The organism is Micromonospora sp. CNZ322, from assembly GCF_007827755.1.
Genome location: NZ_VITD01000002.1, coordinates 506,953 through 527,477, shown reverse-complemented (window position 1 = coordinate 527,477; position 20,525 = coordinate 506,953). Strand labels below are relative to the sequence as shown.

The 20,525-nt window shown below is 74.4% G+C and carries 21 protein-coding genes; 14 read left to right on the top strand and 7 right to left on the bottom strand.

Translation table 11 applies throughout. From position 1 onward, the window contains the following. Positions 1–21 precede the first annotated feature (21 nt). Genes cobO through cobA form a run of 10 tightly spaced genes read left to right on the top strand, consistent with a single transcriptional unit; the run spans position 22 to position 10,176 of the window. The gene (cobO, locus tag FB453_RS07500) at positions 22–633 is read left to right on the top strand and encodes a cob(I)yrinic acid a,c-diamide adenosyltransferase (protein ID WP_145788598.1); all 612 of its coding nucleotides are present in this window, start codon (positions 22–24) and stop codon (positions 631–633) included. Beyond that, positions 627–1,982 carry a cobyrinic acid a,c-diamide synthase CobB gene (locus FB453_RS07495; RefSeq protein WP_145788596.1) on the top strand — a complete coding sequence of 452 codons (1,356 nt, stop codon included), beginning with the start codon at positions 627–629 and terminating at the stop codon, positions 1,980–1,982. Before cobO ends, FB453_RS07495 begins: the two co-directional genes overlap by 7 nt. Beyond that, positions 1,979–2,749, top strand: a complete 771-nt coding sequence (gene cobI, locus FB453_RS07490) for a precorrin-2 C(20)-methyltransferase (RefSeq protein WP_145788594.1) — start codon at positions 1,979–1,981, stop codon at positions 2,747–2,749. The genes FB453_RS07495 and cobI overlap by 4 nt, the downstream gene beginning before the upstream one ends. Continuing rightward, positions 2,746–3,579, top strand: a complete 834-nt coding sequence (cobM, locus tag FB453_RS07485; protein ID WP_145788592.1) for a precorrin-4 C(11)-methyltransferase — start codon at positions 2,746–2,748, stop codon at positions 3,577–3,579. Before cobI ends, cobM begins: the two co-directional genes overlap by 4 nt. After that, entirely contained in the window at positions 3,576–4,727 is a 1,152-nt protein-coding gene (locus FB453_RS07480; protein WP_145788590.1) for a cobalt-precorrin-5B (C(1))-methyltransferase, read from the top strand. Before cobM ends, FB453_RS07480 begins: the two co-directional genes overlap by 4 nt. Further along, on the top strand, positions 4,724–6,010 hold the full coding sequence (gene cbiE / locus FB453_RS07475) for a precorrin-6y C5,15-methyltransferase (decarboxylating) subunit CbiE (protein WP_145788588.1): 1,287 nt from the start codon (positions 4,724–4,726) through the stop codon (positions 6,008–6,010). The genes FB453_RS07480 and cbiE overlap by 4 nt, the downstream gene beginning before the upstream one ends. After that, positions 6,007–7,734 (top strand): precorrin-3B C(17)-methyltransferase, encoded by a 1,728-nt coding sequence (gene cobJ, locus FB453_RS07470; protein WP_145788584.1) that lies wholly within the window; start codon positions 6,007–6,009, stop codon positions 7,732–7,734. Before cbiE ends, cobJ begins: the two co-directional genes overlap by 4 nt. Further along, on the top strand, positions 7,722–7,919 hold the full coding sequence (locus FB453_RS07465; protein ID WP_112601048.1) for a DUF362 domain-containing protein: 198 nt from the start codon (positions 7,722–7,724) through the stop codon (positions 7,917–7,919). The genes cobJ and FB453_RS07465 overlap by 13 nt, the downstream gene beginning before the upstream one ends. Continuing rightward, entirely contained in the window at positions 7,916–8,512 is a 597-nt protein-coding gene (locus FB453_RS07460) for a precorrin-8X methylmutase (RefSeq protein ID WP_145788582.1), read from the top strand. Before FB453_RS07465 ends, FB453_RS07460 begins: the two co-directional genes overlap by 4 nt. Beyond that, positions 8,509–10,176 (top strand): uroporphyrinogen-III C-methyltransferase, encoded by a 1,668-nt coding sequence (gene cobA, locus FB453_RS07455; RefSeq protein ID WP_145788581.1) that lies wholly within the window; start codon positions 8,509–8,511, stop codon positions 10,174–10,176. The genes FB453_RS07460 and cobA overlap by 4 nt, the downstream gene beginning before the upstream one ends. A gap of 3 nt (positions 10,177–10,179) precedes the next feature. Here cobA and FB453_RS07450 read toward each other — a convergent pair whose 3' ends face one another. The 7 genes from FB453_RS07450 to FB453_RS07420 all read right to left on the bottom strand — a co-directional run bounded on the left by FB453_RS07450 (position 10,180) and on the right by FB453_RS07420 (position 16,705). Further along, a complete protein-coding gene (locus tag FB453_RS07450; RefSeq protein WP_145788578.1) occupies positions 10,180–12,336 on the bottom strand; it encodes an FtsX-like permease family protein in 2,157 nt (718 codons plus the stop codon). Beyond that, a complete protein-coding gene (locus FB453_RS07445; RefSeq protein WP_145788576.1) occupies positions 12,333–13,013 on the bottom strand; it encodes an ABC transporter ATP-binding protein in 681 nt (226 codons plus the stop codon). The genes FB453_RS07450 and FB453_RS07445 overlap by 4 nt, the downstream gene beginning before the upstream one ends. Beyond that, the gene (locus FB453_RS07440) at positions 13,010–13,534 is read right to left on the bottom strand and encodes a PadR family transcriptional regulator (protein ID WP_091398392.1); all 525 of its coding nucleotides are present in this window, start codon (positions 13,532–13,534) and stop codon (positions 13,010–13,012) included. The genes FB453_RS07445 and FB453_RS07440 overlap by 4 nt, the downstream gene beginning before the upstream one ends. A 112-nt stretch (positions 13,535–13,646) precedes the next feature. Beyond that, complete coding sequence (gene crcB / locus FB453_RS07435; protein ID WP_112588055.1) at positions 13,647–14,009, bottom strand: fluoride efflux transporter CrcB; 363 nt, start codon at positions 14,007–14,009, stop codon at positions 13,647–13,649. After that, positions 14,006–14,479 (bottom strand): FluC/FEX family fluoride channel, encoded by a 474-nt coding sequence (locus FB453_RS07430; protein ID WP_145788574.1) that lies wholly within the window; start codon positions 14,477–14,479, stop codon positions 14,006–14,008. Before FB453_RS07430 ends, crcB begins: the two co-directional genes overlap by 4 nt. A 105-nt stretch (positions 14,480–14,584) precedes the next feature. Then, positions 14,585–15,343 (bottom strand): class I SAM-dependent methyltransferase, encoded by a 759-nt coding sequence (locus FB453_RS07425; protein ID WP_145788572.1) that lies wholly within the window; start codon positions 15,341–15,343, stop codon positions 14,585–14,587. 141 nt (positions 15,344–15,484) lie between these two features. Continuing rightward, positions 15,485–16,705 (bottom strand): MFS transporter, encoded by a 1,221-nt coding sequence (locus FB453_RS07420; RefSeq protein WP_486480194.1) that lies wholly within the window; start codon positions 16,703–16,705, stop codon positions 15,485–15,487. A gap of 135 nt (positions 16,706–16,840) precedes the next feature. On the opposite strand from FB453_RS07420, the gene FB453_RS07415 reads away from it, so the two are divergent. The 4 genes from FB453_RS07415 (at position 16,841) to FB453_RS07400 (ending at position 20,463) form a co-directional block, all read left to right on the top strand. Then, positions 16,841–17,290, top strand: a complete 450-nt coding sequence (locus tag FB453_RS07415; protein ID WP_145788570.1) for a MarR family winged helix-turn-helix transcriptional regulator — start codon at positions 16,841–16,843, stop codon at positions 17,288–17,290. A gap of 78 nt (positions 17,291–17,368) precedes the next feature. Beyond that, positions 17,369–18,676 (top strand): phenylacetate--CoA ligase PaaK, encoded by a 1,308-nt coding sequence (gene paaK, locus FB453_RS07410; RefSeq protein WP_145788568.1) that lies wholly within the window; start codon positions 17,369–17,371, stop codon positions 18,674–18,676. Between the two features lie 58 nt (positions 18,677–18,734). Next, positions 18,735–19,841: a nucleotide disphospho-sugar-binding domain-containing protein gene (locus tag FB453_RS07405; protein WP_145788565.1), complete on the top strand. Its 1,107-nt coding sequence runs from the start codon at positions 18,735–18,737 to the stop codon at positions 19,839–19,841. 55 nt (positions 19,842–19,896) lie between these two features. Continuing rightward, positions 19,897–20,463, top strand: a complete 567-nt coding sequence (locus tag FB453_RS07400; protein ID WP_145788563.1) for a dienelactone hydrolase family protein — start codon at positions 19,897–19,899, stop codon at positions 20,461–20,463. Positions 20,464–20,525 lie beyond the last annotated feature (62 nt).

Below are 20,525 nucleotides of genomic sequence, written 5' to 3'. Positions count from 1 at the left end.
CGCGGGACGGGGGACAGGCTGATGCCGCAGGGACAACCGAGTTCGGTGCCCGCTGACGGGTTGACGACCCGGCAGCGGCGGCACCGGCCACTGCTGATCGTCCACACCGGACAGATGAAGGGGAAGTCGACGGCAGCCTTCGGGCTGGCGTTGCGGGCCTGGACGGCCGGGCTGCCGGTCGGGGTGTTCCAGTTCGTCAAGAGCGCCAAGTGGCGGGTCGGGGAGGAGAACGCCTTCCGGGCGCTCGGCGAGGTGCACGAACGCACCGGCCAGGGCGCGCCGGTGGCCTGGCACAAGATGGGCGAGGGCTGGTCCTGGATTCAGCGCGGCGGCGACGCCGACCACGCCGCCGACGCCCTGGAGGGCTGGCGGCAGATCCAGCGTGACCTGGCCGCCGAGCGCTACGGGCTGTACGTGCTGGACGAGTTCACCTACCCGATGAAGTGGGGCTGGGTGGACGTCGACGAGGTCGTCGCCACCCTGACCGAGCGCCCCGGCTTCCAACACGTCGTGATCACCGGTCGGGACGCCGACCCGCGCCTGGTCGCCGCCGCCGACCTGGTCGCGGAGCTGACCAAGGTCAAGCACCCGATGGACGCCGGCCAGAAGGGCCAGAAGGGCATCGAGTGGTGAGCGCGCACCTGTCGCTGCCCCGGGTGGTGGTCGCCGCCCCGGCCAGCGGCCACGGCAAGACCACCGTGGCCACCGGGCTGCTCGCCGCGCTGCGCCGACGGGGCCTCACGGTCAGCCCACACAAGGTCGGCCCCGACTACATCGACCCCGGCTACCACGCCCTCGCCGCCGGGCGGCCCGGGCGCAACCTTGACCCGTTCCTGGTCGGGGCCGACCGGATCGCCCCCCTGCTGCGACACGGCGCGAGCGTCCCCACGCCCGCCGACATTGCCGTGGTCGAGGGCGTCATGGGCCTGCACGACGGCGCGGTGGGCCGCCGTGACTACGCCTCCACCGCGCACGTCGCCCGGCTGATCGAGGCACCCGTGCTGCTGGTGCTGGACACCACCGCGCAGGGCCGGTCGGCCGCCGCGCTCACTCTCGGCATGGCCGCGTTCGACACTGCGGTACGGATCGGCGGGGTGATCCTCAACCGGGTCGGCTCACCCCGGCACGAGACCCTGCTGCGCGACGCCCTCGCCGAGGTGGGCGTACCGGTGCTCGGGGCGGTCACCCGCGCCGCCGAGGTGGCCGCGCCGGCCCGGCACCTCGGACTGGTGCCGGTCGCCGAGCGGGCACCCGAATCCGTAGCGATCGTCACCGCGCTCGCCGAGCTGGTCGAGGCCACAGTGGACCTCGACGCCGTGCTCGCCCTGGCCCGGAGCGCCCCGCCGCTGACCACCCTGGCGTGGGACCCGGTCGCCGCCGTCGGCGGGTCGGCCGGCATCGAGCGACCACGGGTCGCCCTCGCCGGCGGTCCGGCCTTCACCTTCTCGTACGCGGAGACCGCCGAACTGCTCACCGCGGCCGGCGCGGACGTCGTCACCGTCGACCCGCTACGCGACCCGGCGCTGCCCACCGGCACCCGGGCGGTCGTGATCGGCGGCGGCTTCCCCGAGGCGTACGCCCAGAGGCTTGCCGACAACACCGGGCTCCGCGCCGAACTGGCTGACTTCGACGGGCCGATCGTGGCCGAGTGCGCCGGACTGCTCTACCTCGGGCGGTCCCTGGACGGCGTACCGATGTGCGGCCGGCTGGACCTGACCACCCGGATGACCGACCGGCTCACCCTCGGCTACCGGGAGGCCCTCGCCGTCACCGACTCCCCGGTGGCGCGCGCCGGCGAGCCGGTACGCGGCCACGAGTTCCACCGCACCACCACCGACCCGGGGCACGGCGACGCACCGGCGTGGCGCTGGAACGACACCGAGCACGGCTTCGTCGCCGGCGGGGTGCACGCGTCCTACCTGCACACCCACTGGGCCGGCCAACCGAAGGCGGCCCGTCGGCTGGTCGAGGCGTGCCGATGAACGCCGACGCCACACTCACCGGGGTCGGCGTCGGCCCGGGCGACCCGGAACTGCTCACCGTCAAGGCGGTGCGGCTGCTGCGCGAGGCCGACCTGGTCTTCGTACCCGTGATGGCGGACCGGGTCGCGCCCGCCGGTGCGGCCTCGCCGGGTGCGGACGCCGGGCGGGCCGAGGCGACAGTGCGCACCCACGTCACGGCGGAGCGGCTGCGCCGGCTGCCGTTCGCGCTGGACGACCGGGGTGGGGTCACCGCGCGCCGGGCGGCCGCCTGGGACGACGCCGCCCGGGTGGTGGTCGAGGCGATCGACGCGGGCGCACGGTCCCTCGCGTTCGCCACCATCGGCGACCCCAACGTCTACTCCACCTTCGGTTACCTGGCCCAGAGCGTCCGCGCGCTGCGCCCGGCGGTGCGGGTGGCGACAGTGCCCGGCGTCACCGCCATGCAGGAGCTGGCGGCCCGCAGCGGCACCCCGCTCTGCGAGGGACGCGAACCGCTCACCCTGCTGCCGGCCACCGCCGGCCTGGCGCTCTTCGCCGACGCCCTCGCCGGGCCGGGCACCGTGGTCGCCTACAAGGGCTGGCGACGGCACCCGGAACTGCTCGCCGAGCTGCGTCGGCAGGGCCGCCTCGCCGACGCGGTGCTCGGACGCAGCCTGGGGCTCCCCGGTGAACGCATCGGGCCGGTCGACGACACCGAGCACGACCTGCCGTACCTGTCGACGCTGCTGGTTCCGGCCCGCCGCGAGCACCGAGGAGGAAAGCTGTGACCAGCGACGGCAAGGTGTGGTTCGTCGGAGCCGGCCCGGGGGCGGCGGACCTGCTGACAGTGCGGGCCGCCAGGGTCATCGCCGAGGCGGACATCGTCATCTGGGCGGCCAGCCTGGTGCACGCCGACGTGCTCGACCACGCCCGCCCCGGCGCGGAGATCGTCGACTCGTCGCAGCTGCCCATCGAGGGGGTGCTGCCGCTCTACCGGCGCGCCGCGGAGCAGGGGCTGAGCGTGGCCCGGATCCACTCCGGAGACCCGGCGCTGTGGGGCGCGGTGCAGGAGCAACTGGACGTGTGCCGGGCGCTCGACCTGGCCGTCGAGATCGTGCCCGGGGTGTCCTCGTTCACCGCCGTCGCGGCGATCGTCGGACGCGAGCTGACAGTGCCCGAGGTGGCCCAGTCGGTCATCCTCACCCGCCTCGAAGGCGGCAAGACCCCGATGCCGCCCGGCGAGCGGGTCCGCGACTTCGCCCGGCACGGCACCACCATGGCGCTGTTCCTCTCCGCCGCCCGCTCCGGGCAGGTGCAGGCCGAGCTGCTGGCCGGCGGCTACCCGGAGGACACCCCGGCCGTGGTGGCGTACCAGGCGACCTGGCCCGACGAACTGGTGGTGCGCTGCACGGTCGGCACCCTGGAGGCGACGGTCAAACAGCACAAGCTGTGGAAACACACCCTCTTCCTGGTCGGCCTGGCCCTCGCCGCCGAAGGCACCCGCTCGCACCTCTACCACCCCGGGCACTTCCACACCTTCCGCCGGGCCGAGCCGGCCGCCCGCGCCGAGCTGCGCCGCCAGGCAAGCGCCCGCACCGGGGGGACAGCCACACCATGACGTACGCCGAGCCGCCGCTGCGCGAGCCGGACCTGCCGCGCACCGCGAAGGTCCGGCCCACCGCGCTGCGCACCGGCTGGACCACCGGCGCGTGCGCGACGGCGGCGGCCAAGGCCGCGGTCACCGCGCTGGTCACCGGCACCACCCAGCAGGAGGTGGAGATCGGGCTGCCCGCCGGACGTCGGGTGCGCTTCCCGGTGGAGCGCTGCGAGGTGACCGGCGCCCCACCGCTCCGGGCCGAGGCGGTGGTGGTCAAGGACGCCGGGGACGACCCGGACGTCACCCACGGCGCCGAGCTGACCGCCACAGTGAACTGGACCGACGTGCCCGGCCTGCGGCTGGCCGGTGGTGCCGGCGTCGGCACCGTCACCAAACCCGGCCTCGGGCTCGCGGTCGGCGGGCCAGCGATCAACGACACCCCCCGCCGGATGATCGGCGAGGCGGTGGCCGAGGTGGTGGACCTCAGCGAGGTCGGGGTCCGGGTGGTGATCAGCGTGCCCCGGGGCGAGATCATGGCCCGCAAGACCACCAACCGTCGGCTCGGCATCCTCGGCGGCATCTCGATCCTCGGCACCACCGGGATCGTCCGCCCGTTCTCCACCGCGTCGTGGCGGGCCAGCGTCGTGCAGGCCGTGCACGTGATGGCCGCCCAGGGCGAGCCGACAGTGGTGCTCTGCACCGGCGGGCGTACCGAGCGGGCCGCCCGCGCGCTCCTGCCCGACCTGCCCGAGGTCTGCTTCGTCGAGGTCGGCGACTTCACCGGGGCCGCCGTGACCGCCGCCGTGGGTGACGCGATGACCGGGGTGGTCTTCGTCGGCATGGCCGGCAAGCTCGCCAAACTCGCGGCCGGCATCCTGATGACCCACTACACCCGCTCCAAGGTGGACCTCTCCCTGCTCGGCGCGGTGACCGCCGAGGCCGGCGGCGACCCGTCGCTCGTCGCCGCCGTGACCGAGGCGAACACCGGGCGGCACGCGTACGAGCTGTGGGAGGCCGCCGGGCTGCTCGCCCCGGCCGGCGACCTGCTCTGCCAGCGGGTCCGCCAGGTGCTGCGGCGCTTCGCCGGGCCGGCTGTCACAGTGGACGTGGCGATGGTCGACTTCGCCGGAGCGCACGTCGTCGCCTCGTCCGGCCGGTGGCCCCGATGACGCGGATGGCCTCGGTGACGCCTGTGGCCCCGGTGACCGCCGTGACAGTGGTCGGTCTGGACGCGGCGGGCGCACCGCCGCACCCCGCGCTCGCCCCGGTGCTGGCCGCCGCCGGGCTGGTGGTCGGGGCCGCCCGGCACCTGGCCGCCGTGCCCCTACCGGCCGGCGCGGACACCATCACCCTCGGGCCGCTAGCCCCCGCCCTGCGCCGCCTCGCCGAGGCCGTCGCCGCCGGGGTGCCGGCCGTGGTGCTGGCCAGCGGCGATCCCGGCCTGTTCGGCATCGTCCGACGGCTGCGCGAGGCCGGGCTGCCGCTGCGGGTGGTGCCGGCGGTGTCCAGTGTGGCCGCCGCGTTCGCCCGCGCCGGGCTGCCCTGGGACGGCGCCGCCGTGGTCACCGCGCACGGGCGCGACCCCCGAGCCGCAGTGAACGCCTGCCGGGCGCTGCCACTGGTCGCGGTGCTCACCGCGCCCGGCGCCGGCGCGGCCGAGCTGGGCGCCGGCCTGATCGGCTGGTCCCGCCGCCTGCTGGTCGCCGAGCACCTGGGCACCGCCGCCGAACGGATCCGCGCGGTGACCCCCGAACAGGCCGCCGCCGAGACCTGGGCCGACCCGCACGTCCTGCTCAGCCTCGCCGATCCCGTACCGGCCGGGTCCGCCCACGCCGACGCGGTTCCCAAGAGGGGAGCGGCCGGCGGGATGCGCGCCGACAACCAGCCCGCCGCCGCGCCGGCCGGCGGCTGGGCGCTGCCGGAGGCCCGGTACGCCCACCGCGACTCCATGATCACGAAGTCGGAGGTGCGCGCCCTCGTCGTCGCCCGGCTGCGCCCCCGACTGGGCCGGCTGATCTGGGACATCGGGGCGGGCAGCGGCTCGGTCGGCATCGAGTGCGCGCTGCTCGGCGCGGCCGTGCTCGCCGTCGAACAGGACCCCGAGGCCGTTGCCACCATCCAGGCCAATGCCGCCGCGCACGCCGTGCACGTCCGGCTGGTTGCCGGACGTGCCCCGGCGGCGCTGGCCGACCTCCCCGAACCCGACGCGGTCTTCGTCGGCGGTGGCGGCGTCGACGTCCTCACCGCCGTGGTGGCCCGCCAACCCGAGCGGGTGGTGCTCACCCTGGCCGCACTGGACCGGGTCGCACCGGCCGTGGGTCTGCTGCGCGCCGCCGGCTACACGGTCGAGGGCAGCCAGCTCTCCGCCGCCCGCCTCGCCGACCTGCCCGGCGGGTCGATCCGCCTCGCGGCCACCAACCCGGTGGTCGTCCTCACCGGGGAGCGCCAGTGACCGACCAGAGCCCGCCCGCCCGGATCGGCCTGGTGGCGGCCACCGCCGCCGGCCGCCGGCACGCCGACACCCTGACCGCCGCCTGGCCGCACGCCCGGCTGGTCGAGGCGCAGACCGTCGCCGACGCGCTGCGGACCGCCTGGGCCGGCTGTGACGCGGTCATCGCGTTCCTGGCCACCGGGGCGGTGGTGCGGATCGTCGCGCCGCTGCTCGACGACAAGCGCACCGACCCGGCGGTGGTGGTCGTCGACGAGGCGGCCCGGCACGCCGTGGCGCTGCTCGGTGGGCACGCCGGCGGGGCCAATGCGCTCGCCGAACAGGTCGCCGCCCTGCTGGACGCCCGACCGGTGATCACCACCGCCACCGACGCGGTCGACCTGCCGGGGCTGGACACCCTCGGCTGGCCCGTCCAGGGCGCTGTCGCCGCGGTGTCCCGGGCCATCCTGGACGGCGAGCCGGTCCGGCTGATCGCCGACGCCGACTGGCCACTGCCCGCCCTGCCCCCGAACGTGCGCGCCGCCGACGAGGACCCGACGGACGACGGGTACCGGCTGCTGGTCACCGACCGGGTGGTGCCGTCCGACGAGCGGACCGCCGTGCTGCGGCCGCCGTCGCTGGTCGCCGGCGTGGGCGCGAGTCGGGGCGTACCCGCCGCCGAGGTGGCGGAGCTGCTGCACCGGGTGCTGGCCGACGCCGGTCTCGACCCGGCGAGCCTGCGCTGCCTGGCCACCGCCGACATCAAGGCCGACGAGGCGGGCATCCGCAGCACCGTCGACGCGCTCGGCGTACCCCTGGTGACCTGGCCGGCGACGCGGCTGGCGGCGGTCGACGTGCCGCACCCCAGCGAGGTGGTCCGCGCCGCGGTCGGCACGCCGAGCGTGGCGGAGGCCGCGGCCCTGCTCGGCCCGGACGGTCGGGTCGACGACGCGACGCTGCTGGTGGGGAAGACCGCGACGGCGATGGCCACCGTGGCGGTGGCCCGGCACGCGCCACGCGGCCGGCTGGCCGTCGTCGGCCTCGGGCCGGGCGCCGCCGACCTGCGCACCCCCCGCGCGGTGGCCGAGCTACGTCGCGCCGCCGTGGTGGTCGGCCTCGACCAGTACCTCGATCAGGTCCGCGACGTGCTCCGCCCGGGAACCCGGGTGCTCTCCACCGGGTTGGGCGCTGAGGAGGCGCGGGCGCGCGCCGCCGTCGCCGAGGCCGCCGCCGGCCGGGCGGTCGCGCTGATCGGCTCCGGCGACGCCGGGGTGTACGCGATGGCCAGCCCCGCCCTGGAGTACGCCGACGAGCGCATCGACGTGGTGGGCGTGCCCGGCGTCACCGCCGCCCTCGCCGCCGGGGCGCTGCTCGGCGCGCCGCTCGGCCACGACCACGCCTACCTGAGCCTGTCCGATCTGCACACCCCGTGGGACGTCATCGAGCGGCGGGTGACCGCCGCCGCCGAGGGTGACTTCGTGACGCTCTTCTACAACCCGCGTAGTCGGGCCCGCGACTGGCAGCTCGGCAAGGCGCTCGGCATCCTCGCCGCGCACCGGTCACCGGACACCCCGGTGGGCGTGGTGCGCAACGCCAGCCGCCCCGGCGAGCGGGTGCACCTCGCCACAGTGGCCACGCTCGACCCGGCCATCGTCGACATGTACAGCGTCGTGGTCGTCGGCAGCAGCGACACCCGGCTGGTCGCCGGCCGGATGGTCACACCCCGGGGGTACCGGTGGCGTTCGTGACGATCGACGCCTGCCAGGGCTGCGGCGCCTGCCTGCTCACCTGCCCCACGCACGCGATCCGACCGGTCGCCGGTGGCCTCACGGTCCGCGCCGACCGGTGCACCGGCTGCCTGGAGTGCCTGGAGATCTGCCCGGTCGACGCGATCCGCGTCGTCGAGCCCGACCCCTGTGAAGGAGCCCGATGAGCCGGGTGGTGCACCCCATCGAGGCCGAGTCGTACCGCATCCTGCGCGAGCGCGTCGACCTGTCGCACCTGCCGCCGCTGAGCCGCGCGGTGACCGAGCGGGTGGTGCACGCCAGCGCCGACCTCGCGTACGTCGACGACCTCGTGTGCGACGAGGCAGCCCTGGAGTCGGGGCTGGCGGCGCTGCGCGCCGGGGCGCCAGTGGTCGCCGACGTGGCGATGGTCGCCGCCGGCATCACCCGGGCCGGCCTGGAACTGGTCTGCCCGGTCGCCGAGCCGGCCGCCGCCGCGCTGGGCCGCTCGGCCGGCATCACCCGCTCGGCGGCGGCCGTCCGGATCGCAGTGGAACGGGTCGGGACCGGAGCGGTCTGGGTGGTCGGCTGCGCGCCCACCGCGCTCGTCGAACTGCTCAGCCTGGACGCCGCACCGGCGCTCGTCGTCGGCCTGCCGGTCGGCTTCGTGGGCGCCGCCGAGTCGAAGGCGGCGTTGCGGGCCAGTGGCCTGCCCGCCGTGTCCAACGTGGGGGAGAAGGGTGGCTCGGCGGTCGCCGCCGCCGCCCTCAACGCCCTGCTCTACGTCGAGGAGAAGTCATGACCGGGTTGGTCATCGTCGGGCACGGCACGCGCAGCGCGGCCGGGGTCGAGCAGTTCGCCGCTCTCGTCGAACGGGTCCGAGGTCGCGGCGACATCGGCGACGTCGAGGGCGGCTTCATCGAGCTGTCCCGCCCACCGCTGACCGACGCGGTCGGCGCGCTCGTCGCCAGCGGGCACCGGGCGCTGGTGGCGCTGCCGCTGGTGCTCACCGGCGCCGGTCACGGCAAGGGCGACATCCCCGCCGCGATGGCCCGGGAGCAGCAGCGCCACCCCGGTCTGAGCTACCGCTACGGCCGCCCGCTCGGCCCCCACCCGCTGCTGCACGAAGCCCTCGAACAGCGCATCGACGCCGCACTGGCCGGTGCCGACCGGGCCGGCACGGAGCCGGCCGGCGCCGACCGGGCCGGCACGTGGGTGGCGTTGATCGGGCGGGGGTCCACCGACCCGGACGCTAACGCCGAGGTCGCCAAGGTCGCCCGGCTGCTCTGGGAGGGACGCGGCTACGCGGGCGTGGAGCCGGGGTTCATCTCCCTGGCGCAGCCGTCGGTGCCGGCCGTGCTGGAGCGCCTGCGCCGCCTCGGCGCGCGGCGGATCGTGGTGGCGCCGTACTTCCTGTTCGCCGGGGTTCTACCGGACCGGATCGTCGCCCAGTCGGCGGAGTTCGCCGCCGCCCACCCCGACCTGGACGTCCGGGTCGCCGAGGTGATCGGCGACTGTGACGCCCTCGCCGACCTCGTCCTGGAGCGGTACGCCGAGGCGCTGGGCGGGGACATCCGGATGAACTGCGACACCTGCGCGTACCGGGTGTTGATGCCCGGCTTCGCGGACAAGGTGGGTCGCCCGCAACGCCCGCACGACCACCCCGACGACCCGGTCGGCCACCATCACCATCACGGGCACGATCACCACGACCACGCACACCACGTCCATGGCTCGGTCGCCGTGGTCGGCGGCGGGCCGGGGCCCGACGACCTGATCACGGTACGCGGAAAGGCGCTGCTCGACGCGGCGGACGTCGTGGTGGTCGACCGCCTCGCCCCGCAGGGGCTGCTCGCCGGGCTGCGCCCCGACGTGCTGGTGGTCGACGCCGCGAAGGTGCCCCGTGGTCCGTCGATGGCCCAGGAGGCGATCAACGAGGCCCTGGTGTCGCACGCCCGCGCCGGTCGCCGGGTGGTTCGGCTCAAGGGTGGTGACCCGTACGTCTTCGGGCGCGGCCACGAGGAGGTGCAGGCCTGCACGGCGGCCGGCGTCCCGGTGACCGTGGTGCCCGGGGTGAGCAGCGCGCTCGCCGCACCGGCCCTCGCCGGCGTGCCGGTGACCCACCGGGGCGTGGCGCACGACGTCACAGTCGTGTCGGGGCACCTGCCGCCCGGGCACCCCGACTCGCTCGTCGACTGGGCGGCGCTGGCCCGGGCCCGGGGCACCGCCGTGCTGCTGATGGCCGTCGACACCATCGCCAAGATCGCGACCGTGCTGATCGAGCACGGTCGTGCCCCGGAGAGCCCGGTGCTGGCGGTGCAGGACGCCGGGCTGCCCGGTCAGCGATCGGTGCGCGCCCGGCTGGACGAGATCGGCGTAGTCGCCGCCCGGGAGGGCGTAGGCCCGCCCGCCGTCTTCGTCCTCGGCCCGGTGGTAGCCCTCACCACCACCGGGCCGACGGGATGACGACTACTCGCTGCGGGCGGTCTCCGGCCCGGTGATGCGTTCCAGCAGCGGCAGGGTGGAGGCGATGACGCCGAGGCAGGCTGCCAACCCGACCACGACGATCACGTAGAAGCCCGGCTCCGGCGCGACGAGGGCGTAGTCCATCTGCGCTCGTAGGAACAGGTGGGCGGCGAGCAGGCCCATGCCGATGGCGACGGCGGCGACGGCGAGCATCGGCACGGCGCTCTCCAACGCCACCACCCGACGCAGAACCCGCACCGGAGCGCCGCTGAGGCGCAGCAGGCTGAACGGGCGTCGGCGTTCGGTGAGACCGCCGATGACGCTGACCGCGAGACTGCACCCACCGAGCGCGAGACTGGCGATGATGACCACGTTGGCCAGTTGCTCCCAGCCGCGCAGCGTGTTCGCGAAGTCCGACTCGAAGTCGCCGGGCACGTTCGGCCCGACCCAGAAGGTCGGGAAGGCGACCTCCAGCACGGTACGGGTGCGCTCGATGGCGGCTGCGGAGCCGTCCGTGCCGACGACGACCGAGACCACCGGCAGCCGCTGGAGGTCGTCGAGCGTGATCGACGCCGCGCGCCACTCCGTCGCGGACGACGCCGACTCCCGCCACCGGCTCAGACCCATCGGTACCTCGATGACGGTGGCGCCCTGGGCGCACCGGCCGTACGCGTTCGGGAGGTCGGCGCAGGCGATCACCCCGCCCTCCCCGCCGCTGTTGATGTCCGGGGCTTCTCGGATCGCGGTCGCGGAGCGCACCCCGGTGATCGCGTGCAGCTCGGCGAAGAGCGTGTCGGGCACCGACGTCGTCTTCTCGTCGAAGACTGTGGTCACGGTGCCCGCGTCGGTCGAGCCGGTGGGCGCCGGGCCGCGGTTGGCGACGATCGTGGTGATCACGCCGACGGACACGCTCGTGACGAAGAGCGCGAGCATGATGCCGCTGATCGCCCGAAAGCCGGCCTTCGGGTTGTCGGCGAGGCGTCGCGCGGCGATGAGCGTGGCCGGGCGGTTGGCGTACCGGGCCATCACCCGGGCGCCGACCATCGTCAACCACGGGCCGGCGAAAACCAGGCCGACCATGATGAGCAGCAGCCCGGGCAGGAACACCGCGGCCTGGCCGTCGGACGTCTCGGGCCGGAAGCCGATGGCGAAGAGCAGTACGGCGACGCCGAGCATCATCGGGATCAGCCGGTACGCGCGCGGCGCCCGGGGAGTGACCCGCCGGGTGACGCCCAGCGGCGAGATCCGGACCCGGCGCAGCGAGACCTGGGCCGCCAGCGCCGCGCCGGCCGGGACGCCGAGCGCCACCAGCAGGACGTCCAGCACCCCCAGGGACATGTCGCTGGGGAAGAACGGCATGCCGGTGAACGGGATGGCCGCGAGCGGGTCGCGGAAGGCGTAGAACAGTCCGAATCCGACGGCGGTGCCGGCGACGGCGGCGGCGGCCGCCTCCACCGCGGCGACCATCGAGATCTGCCGGGGTGTCGCGCCGACCAGGCGCATCGCGGCGAAGCGCTGCTCCCGGCGGGCGGCACTGAGCCGGGTGGCGGTGCCGATGAAGATCAGCACCGGGAACAGCAACCCGCCGGCAATCACGCCCAGGATCAGGTTCACAGTGGCCTCGGGGAGGGCGGGGGTCTCGCCGACGCTGGTGACCTGCCTGACGTTGGGCAGTTTGGCGACGTCGTCGGGTCTGCCGCCCACGATGACGAGCAAAGTGTCGGGTGAGGGAAGCGTGGCCGGGCCGATGGTGCCGAGATCACGCCCCGGGTAGCGGTTGCCCAGGTGGTCGGCGGGGTGGGCGGCTAGCAGTTCCCGCATCGCGGGTGAGGCGTAGTACTCCCCGGGACCGGGGGTCGCCGGGATGCCGACCGGGGTGGGCGCGGTCGAGCCGCTGGCGGCGACGTCGATCCGGGTGATCTGCATGCCCCGGAAGTAGTCCTCCCGGGTCGACCACCACAGCGGATCGGCGTCGCCGCCCGCGGAGGCGCTGGGATACACCGAGGCGTACCGGGTGAGCTGGGAGTTGACCGCGTTGACCCCGGCGAGGGTGGTCAGTAGAAGCCCACTACCGACCGCGACGGCGGCGGCGATGACGACCAGGCGGGTGAGCGCCTCACGACCGCCGGCCACGGCGAGGCGGAGCCCGAAGCGGATCACGAGGCGATCCGGTCCGGCGCGTTCACGCGCCCGTCGCGGACCATGACCTCGCGGTCGGCGTACGCCGCGATCCTCGGCTCGTGGGTGACCAGGATGACTGTGGTGCCCTGCTCGCGGGCGGCGCCGACCAGCAGGTCCATCACCTGCTCGCCGGTGAGCGAGTCGAGCGCGCCGGTCGGCTCGTCGGCGAAGAGCACCTGCGGCTCGGCGACCAGGCCGCGAGCCAGGGCGACCCGTTGCGCCTGCCCGCCGGAGAGCTCACCCGAGCGCCGCTGCTCCAGGCCGTCCAGCCCGAGGCGCGCGAACCAGTCGTACGCCCTGGGCAGCGCCTGCTTGCGGCGTACGCCGCTGAGCAGGAGCGGCAGCGCGACGTTCTCCACAGCGGTCAGCTCGGGGACGAGTTGACCGAACTGGAACACGAAACCGAACCGGTCCCGGCGCAGGCTGCTGCGTTCGGTCTCGGCCATGGCGTGCACCCGGGCCCCGTCGAAGAGGATCTCGCCGGAGTCGGGCACCAGGATGCCGGCCAGGCAGTGCAACAGGGTGGACTTGCCCGAGCCGCTGGGGCCCATGACGGCGAGGATCTCGCCCGCCTCAACGGCGACGCTGGCGCCGCGCAGGGCGGGGGTCTGACCGAAGGAGAACCCGACGTCGCGCGCTTCGATCACGACGCTCACGGCCGCACCTCTTTCCGCAGGGCGTCCAGTCGGGCGCCGGTCATCTCGATCCATCGGAGGTCCGCCTCCAGGTGATAGAGGCCGTGGTCGGCGAGCAGCGCGTCGACCAGGCTGCCGGCGCGCTTGATCTCGGTCAGCTCACGCATCCGGTGCAGGTGCGCGCTGCGCTGCGTGTCGAGGTATTCGGCGGCCGGGCGGTCCAGCATCAGCGCGAGCACGACCTTGGCGAAGAGCACCGTCTGGAGGTGCGGTTCCGGGTCGACGGGTTGGGTCAGCCACTGCTCGACCTCGGTCGCGCCGACGTCGGTGATGATGTAGCGCTTGCGGTCGGGGCCGGAACCGGGGGCGACGTCGCTGATCACCACTTTGCCGTCGCGGGCGAGTCGGCTGAGGGTGGAGTAGACCTGGCCGAACGGCAGTGGCTTGCCCCGGCCGAAGAAGGCGTCGTAGTCGCGCTTCAGGTCGTAACCGTGGCTGGGCTCGCGTTCGAGGAGGCCGAGAAGGGTCAGTGGCACGCTCATGCCAGCAGACTACACCGAGGGTATACCTCGCGTATATACCCTCGGTGTGTTCGTGGGGAACGCCTGGCCAGGCGTCGCTGGGGATGAGTCCGGCGGCGCGGCTGGTGTGCGGTCAGCCGGTCAGGGCGCGGGCCACTGCGTAGCCGGCGGTGGCCGCGGCGAGCCCGGCAGCCACGCTGCCGAGCACGTTGGCCAGCGCGAGGAGTCGATGACCGCCAGTGGTCAGCCGCAGCGTCTCGTAGCTGAAGGTGGAGTAGGTGGTCAGCGCGCCGCAGAACCCGGTGCCGAGCAACGCGCTGACCGCCGGGCCGGCCGGCCACCCGACCAGGACGCCGAGCAGCAACGACCCGGCCACGTTGACGAGCAGCGTGCCCCAGGGGAACACCGAGCCGTGCCGGGACTGCACGGCCCGGTCGGTGAGGTAGCGCAGCGGCGCGCCGACGGCCGCGCCCAGGGCGATGAGCAGCACGGTCATCGGGTCGCCCGACGTAGCAGCCCGGCGGTGACGGCGTCGCCCAGGGCGACCGCGACGAGTGCCCCGAGCACCGTCGCGGCGAGGTACGCCAGCGCCGTGCCCGGTGCGCCCACGACGATCGCCTGCTGGACGTCGACCGCGTAGGTGGAGAAGGTGGTGAACCCGCCGAGCACCCCGACCCCGAGGAACGGGCGAGCCAGCGGCGGTCCACCGTCGAGGTGCCCGAGCACCGCCATCAGCACGCCGATCAGCAGGCAGCCGAACGTGTTGATGGTGAACGTGGCCCAAGCGAAGCCGGTCGGCGGGTGCGGAACGGCGTGTTGCAGGCCGGCTCGGGCCAGCGCGCCGAGCACCCCGCCGGCCGCGATCGCGGCGAGGACCGTCGCGGGGCGCGCGGTCAGCTCGCGGCGGTCGGCGGGGACGCGCAGGTCGACGTCGGGGTCGGTACGCGGCTCGAACGGCTCTGGCACGGCTCCTCAGCGTAGTGCGGCGACGTCGGCGTCAGCGCACCGCCGGCCACCGGCGTCAGCGCACCGCCGGCCACCGGCGTCAGCGCATCGTCGGCGAGGGCGACGTCAGCGCACCGCCGCGACGACGGCGTCCGGGCCGCCTCGCCAGACCGTGCCGACCTCGCTGAAGCCCGCCGCGGTGAGCGCGGCCAGGTGCCAGGAGACCGGCGGGTTCCACTCGGGGCTGTGCCCGGTCGGGTAGATGGCGTGTCGCTGAGCGACCAGTGGGGCGAGCGCCGGGTCGGCGCCGGCCCGCTCCCACCAGTCCGACCAGGACAGCGTCGAGCCGGCGGCGTACCGGGCGTTGCGCCGGTCCCGGGCTCGGTCCATCAGCCGCTTGGTCAGCTCAGGCAGGGTGTCGTCGGGCATGTGGTCGGCGTTGACGAAGACGCCGCCCGGTCGCAGCACGTCGCGCAGTTCGGCGTAGAGCTGCCCGAGCCGGTCGGCCGGCAGCCAGTGCAGTGCGGTGGCGGTGAGCACGGCGTCGTACTCCTGGTGGGGGAGCGTGGAGCGCCACTCCGGGGTGCCGAGGTCGGCCGTGACGATGGTGGCCCGGTCGGCCAGCGAGGCGGCGGCGATGGCGAGCAGCGCCGGGTCGAGGTCGACCAGTGTCGGCTCCGCGGCGGGGAAGCGCGCCAGCGTCCGCAGCGAGATGCTGCCGGTGCCGCCGGCCAGGTCGAGCACCCGCGGCGGCCGGCCGTCGAGGACCGCGTCGACGGTGTCGAGCATGGCGGTGAACCGGTGCTCCCGGTCCGGGAGGTAGGCCTCCTGCTGACGGTCCCAGCTCTCCTGCCAGGCCCAGGGATCCACAATGTAAGGACTCATAGCGATCAGGCTAGTTACGGCACGAGCGTATTGTCCAGACCTTGTTGCACATCTTTTGCAATTGCAGGACGATGGCGGGGCGATGATCAGAGCAACGCCGGGCGGGCATCCGCCCGGCCCGGCGTCCTCCTCCCGGCGAGGTCAGACCGGGGCGTCCACCAGGCTCGCGTCGGCCCGGGCCGGCTCGTCGCGGCGGGCCAGCCGCAGCGCGCCGAGGAGTACGCCCAGACCGATGAGGGTGAGTGCGGCCCCGGCCCAGATCGGCGAGGTGTAGCCGAGTCCGGCGGCGATGGTCACCCCGCCGATCCACGCGCCCAACGCGTTGCCGAGGTTGAACGCGGCGATGTTCGCCCCGGACGCCAGGGTCGGCGCCTGGTGGGCGTACCGCATGATCCGCATTTGCAGCGGCGGCACTGTGGCGAAGCCGAACCCGCCCATCAGCACCAGCGCGACGATGGTCAGCACCGGGTTCGTGGCGGTCAGCGCGAAGCCGACGAGCACCACGGTGAGCACCGCCAGGACGGTGACCAGGGTGCGCGACAGTGATTTGTCCGCCGCCCGTCCGCCGAGCAGGTTGCCCGCGAAGAGCCCCACGCCGAAGAGGACCAGCAGCCACGGCACGGTGCTGGTGGCGAAGCCGCTGACCTCGGTGAGCGTGTAGGCGATGTAGGTGAACGCGCCGAACATCCCACCGAAGCCCAGGACGGTGATCACCAGGGAGAGCCAGACCTGCGGGTGGGTGAAGGCCCGCAACTCGCCGCGCAGCCCGCCGGCCGGGCGGTCGGCGTTGGCGGTCTCGCCGGCCGGGATGAGCAGGGCCAGCCCGATCAGGGCCACCACCCCGATGGCGGTGATCGCCCAGAACGTCGACCGCCAGCCGAAGTGCTGCCCGAGGAAGGTGCCGAACGGCACGCCGAGCACGTTGGCGATGGTCAGGCCGGCGAACATCATGGCGATGGCGCCCGCCCGACGGGCCGGTGCGACCAGGCCGGCGGCGACCACCGCGCCGATGCCGAAGAACGCCCCGTGGCAGAGCGCGGCGACGATCCGGCCGGCCATCATCACGGCGTAGTCGCCGGCGACCGCGGAGAGCAGGTTGCCGATGATGAAGAGCACCATCAGGCCGAGCAGCACCGGTTTGCGCGGCAGTCGGGTGACCGCCGCGGTGAGGGCGACCCCGCCGACGGCCACGCTGAGCGCGTAGCCGGAGATCAACCAGCCGGCCACCGGTTCGGTGACAGCGAAGTCGGCGGCCACCTCGGGCAGCAGCCCCATGATCACGAACTCGGTGAGCCCGATGCCGAAGGCGCCGATGGCCAGCGCGATCAGGCCGGGCGGCAGGGACTTTGGGCGTACGGACATGGTCTTCCCATCGGGAGGGGGCAGATATGCGGCGCGTGCAACTACGCGCGCCGACAACGAAATACTTGCACGCGCTTCATATCGGCGCAAGCGTGGTAACCTGGGGTCCGTTCAGATCACACCGAGGAGGCCGGCATGGGCATCGCCGACGACGCGGTCGAGATCCGCGCGCAGGGCTGGCGCACCCTCGCCGCCCTGCACGGGCTGATCGAGACATCCCTGGAGCGGGCGCTACAGGCCGGTCACGGCCTCTCCGTCGTCGAGTACACGGTGCTCGACGCGCTCTCCCGCCAGGACGGCTGGCACATGCGGATGAGCCAGCTCGCCCGCGCCGCCGCGCTCTCCGGCAGCGCCACCACCCGGCTGGTCACCCGCCTCGAACAGCGGGGGCTGCTCACCCGCATCCTCTGCGCCGACGACCGGCGCGGCATCTACACCGAGCTGACCCCGGCCGGCTCCGAGCTGCTCGCCCAGACCCGACCGACCCACGACCGGGTGCTCACCGACGCGCTCGCCCAGGCGGAGGCCACCCCCGAGCTGGCGCCGCTGGTCGACGCCCTGCACCGGCTGCCGGCCGCCCGCTGACCGCCCCGCCAACCCCGGCGACGGCGGGCGTACGGTACCCGCAGCCCCACCGGGACCGCCGCGCCAAGGAGGCAGCCGATGCAGGACCGCACCCCTCGTCCCGAGGAGCTGGAGCCGATCGAGCGCGCCGGCATCGACGAGCTGCGCGCCCTGCAACGCGACCGACTGCGCTGGTCGTTGCGGCACGCGTACGACAACGTGCCGCACTACCGACGGGCGTTCGACGCGGCCGGGGTGCACCCCGATGACTGCCGGGATCTCGACGACCTGGCGCGCTTCCCGTTCACCGGCAAGGCGGAGCTACGGGAGAACTACCCGTTCGGCATGTTCGCCGTACCCCGGGAGCAGGTCGCCCGCCTGCACGCCTCCTCCGGCACCACCGGTCGGCCGACCGTGGTCGGCTACACCCGCGACGACCTGCGCACCTGGGCGCGGCTGATGGCCCGCTCGATCCGCGCCTCCGGCGGTCGCCCCGGCGACCGGGTACACGTCGCCTACGGCTACGGGCTCTTCACCGGAGGCCTGGGCGCGCACTACGGAGCCGAGGAGCTGGGCTGCACGGTCATCCCGGTCTCCGGGGGCATGACCGAGCGTCAGGTCATGCTGATCCGCGACTTCGAACCCGAGGTCATCATGGTCACGCCCAGCTACCTGCTGGCCATCGTCGACGAGATGCGCCGCCAGGGCATCGACCCACGGGCCACCTCACTGCAGGTGGGCATCTTCGGCGCCGAGCCGTGGACCGAGGACATGCGCCGCGAGATCGAGCAGCAACTGGACATCCACGCCGTCGACATCTACGGGCTCTCCGAGGTGATGGGCCCCGGCGTGGCGACCGAGTGCGTCGAGACCAAGGACGGGCTGCACCTCTGGGAGGACCACTTCTACCCGGAGATCATCGACCCGGTCACCGGGGCGGTGCTGCCCGACGGCGAGCGGGGTGAGCTGGTGTTGACCTCCCTGACCAAGGAGGCGATGCCGGTCGTGCGCTACCGCACCCGCGACCTGACCCGGCTGCTGCCCGGCACCGCCCGCCCGATGCGCCGGATCGAGAAGATCACCGGCCGCACCGACGACATGATGATCCTGCGAGGGGTGAACATCTTCCCCACCCAGATCGAGGAGCTGATCCTGCGCACCCCGCAGCTCTCGCCGCACTTCCAGTGCGTCCTCGATCGGGACGGCCGGCTGGACACCCTCACGGTGCGGGTGGAGCGGCGAGCCGACGTCGACCTGGACGCCGCCGAGCGGGCCGGCGGCACGCTGGTTCAGCTGGTGAAGAACACCATCGGCGTGAGCGTGGCGGTCGACGTCCTCGCCCCCGACACTGTGGAACGGTCGATGGGCAAGATGCGCCGCATCGTCGACCAGCGGCCGTCCGCCTGACCGCTGCCCGACGTTGCGGGCCCTCCGGTGTGGCAGTGGTCGACATAGGATCCTGCCCATGCGCGTGCTGGTGGTCTCCGCTCCGCTCGTCGGGCACGTCTTCCCGCTGGTGCCGCTCGCGGTCGCCCTACGCGACGCCGGCCACGACGTGCTGGTGGCCACCGGCGGCGGAGCCCTGGCCGCCGCCGACGCCGGTCTGGCGGTGCACGACATCGCGCCGGGCTTCGACTTCGGCCGGATCGCGCTGCGGGTCTTTCCCTGTCATCCGCTGATCGCGCGGGCGGAAATGGCCGGCACCGCCGGCACCCGGGGCGCCGGCCTGCTGTTCGGCGCGCTCAACGACCAGCTCACCGACCCGGTGGTCGCGCTGGCCACCCGGTGGCGGCCGGATCTGGTGCTTCACGAGCCGTTCGCGGTCGCCGGTGCGGTGGCCGCCGCGCGGCTCGACGTGCCGGCCGTACGCCAGGAGAACGCCCTCTTCGACGGCCGGGACCTGGTCCGCGCCACCGTCGCCCGACTCGGCGCGGCGCTGCGCCGCCACGGCCTCACCGAGCTGCCCGCGCCGGCCGCCGCCCTCGCCGTGGCCCCACCCAGCGTTGCCACGCAGGGCGGCTGGCCGATGCGCTACACGTCCTACGTCGGCGGCGGGGAACTGCCGGCCTGGTTGCGCGAGCCGGGTGAGCGCCAGCGGATCCTGGTCACCCGCAGCACCCTCACCGGCCCCGGCGACCGCGGGCCGATGCCCGCAGTGGTGGCCGCCGCAGCCGAGGTGGACGCCGAGATCGTGCTGGTCCGCCCCGACGAACGGTCGGCCCGCTCGGTGCCCGGCAACGTGCGGGTGGTCGACTGGATCCCGCTCGACGAGGCGTTGCCGGCGAGCGCGGCGCTGGTGCACCACGGTGGGGCGGGCAGTGCCCTCGGCGCCCTCGCCGCCGGCCTGCCCCAGCTGGCCACCACGGGTCCGGGGGACCGGCGGCACAACGCCGAACTGGTGGCCCGCCGGGGCGCCGGCCTGGCGCTGCGCCCCCGGGACATCACCGCGCGGGCACTGACCCAGCTGCTCACCGACGAGCACCTGCGTACCGCTGCCGCGCAGGTCAGCCGCGAGATCGCCGCGATGCCGCCACCGGCGGACCTGGTCGCGCGGCTGACGGCACTGGTCTGACGCCCACCCCGCGTGGCCACCCCGGATGGGCAGTCGACTGCGGCAGGATGACCGGATGCGACACGTCGTGCTGTTCCACTCCGTGTACGGGCTGCGACCCGCAGTGCGCGCCGCCGCCGACCGGTTGCGGGCCGCCGGGCACCAGGTCAGCACCCCCGACCTGTACGGCGTCCCGGCCACCGACACCGTCGAGGAGGGCTTCGCGCTACTCGACAAGATCGGCCAGGAGGTGGTGCTGGACCGGGCCCGCGACGCGCTGCGTGACCTGCCACCGGAGACAGTGCTCGCCGGCTTCTCGATGGGCGCCGGGGTGGCCGGGGCGCTGCTGGCCGAACGCCCCGACACCGCCGGCCTGCTCCTGCTGCACGGCACCGGCGGCGCCCCGGGCACGGTCCGATCCGGGTTGCCGGTGCAGCTGCACCTCGCCGACCCCGACCCGTACGACGCGCCGGACGAGGTCGACGAATGGCAGCAGGCCATGACCGACGCCGACGCCGATCTGACGGTCTTCCGCTATCCCGGCGTGGGTCACCTGTTCACCGACCCGGACCTGGCCGAGTACTCCCCGGACGCCACCGCGGCGGCCTGGCCGCGCGTGCTGGCCTTCCTGGCCGCCCGCTGAGCGCCCGTCCCGTGCTCGCCGACCACACCGGATGGTCGGTCGCGCGGGCTCGGGTCAGGTGC

Coding starts and splice junctions, on each gene's coding strand:
- cobO (WP_145788598.1), top strand. CDS start 22: ATGCCGCAGGGACAACCGAGTTCGGTGCCCGCTGACGGGTTGACGACC.
- cobI (WP_145788594.1), top strand. CDS start 1,979: ATGAACGCCGACGCCACACTCACCGGGGTCGGCGTCGGCCCGGGCGAC.
- FB453_RS07480 (WP_145788590.1), top strand. CDS start 3,576: ATGACGTACGCCGAGCCGCCGCTGCGCGAGCCGGACCTGCCGCGCACC.
- cbiE (WP_145788588.1), top strand. CDS start 4,724: ATGACGCGGATGGCCTCGGTGACGCCTGTGGCCCCGGTGACCGCCGTG.
- FB453_RS07460 (WP_145788582.1), top strand. CDS start 7,916: ATGAGCCGGGTGGTGCACCCCATCGAGGCCGAGTCGTACCGCATCCTG.
- cobA (WP_145788581.1), top strand. CDS start 8,509: ATGACCGGGTTGGTCATCGTCGGGCACGGCACGCGCAGCGCGGCCGGG.
- FB453_RS07440 (WP_091398392.1), bottom strand. CDS start 13,534: ATGAGCGTGCCACTGACCCTTCTCGGCCTCCTCGAACGCGAGCCCAGC.
- crcB (WP_112588055.1), bottom strand. CDS start 14,009: ATGACCGTGCTGCTCATCGCCCTGGGCGCGGCCGTCGGCGCGCCGCTG.
- FB453_RS07425 (WP_145788572.1), bottom strand. CDS start 15,343: ATGAGTCCTTACATTGTGGATCCCTGGGCCTGGCAGGAGAGCTGGGAC.
- FB453_RS07420 (WP_486480194.1), bottom strand. CDS start 16,705: ATGTCCGTACGCCCAAAGTCCCTGCCGCCCGGCCTGATCGCGCTGGCC.
- FB453_RS07415 (WP_145788570.1), top strand. CDS start 16,841: ATGGGCATCGCCGACGACGCGGTCGAGATCCGCGCGCAGGGCTGGCGC.
- paaK (WP_145788568.1), top strand. CDS start 17,369: ATGCAGGACCGCACCCCTCGTCCCGAGGAGCTGGAGCCGATCGAGCGC.
- FB453_RS07405 (WP_145788565.1), top strand. CDS start 18,735: ATGCGCGTGCTGGTGGTCTCCGCTCCGCTCGTCGGGCACGTCTTCCCG.
- FB453_RS07400 (WP_145788563.1), top strand. CDS start 19,897: ATGCGACACGTCGTGCTGTTCCACTCCGTGTACGGGCTGCGACCCGCA.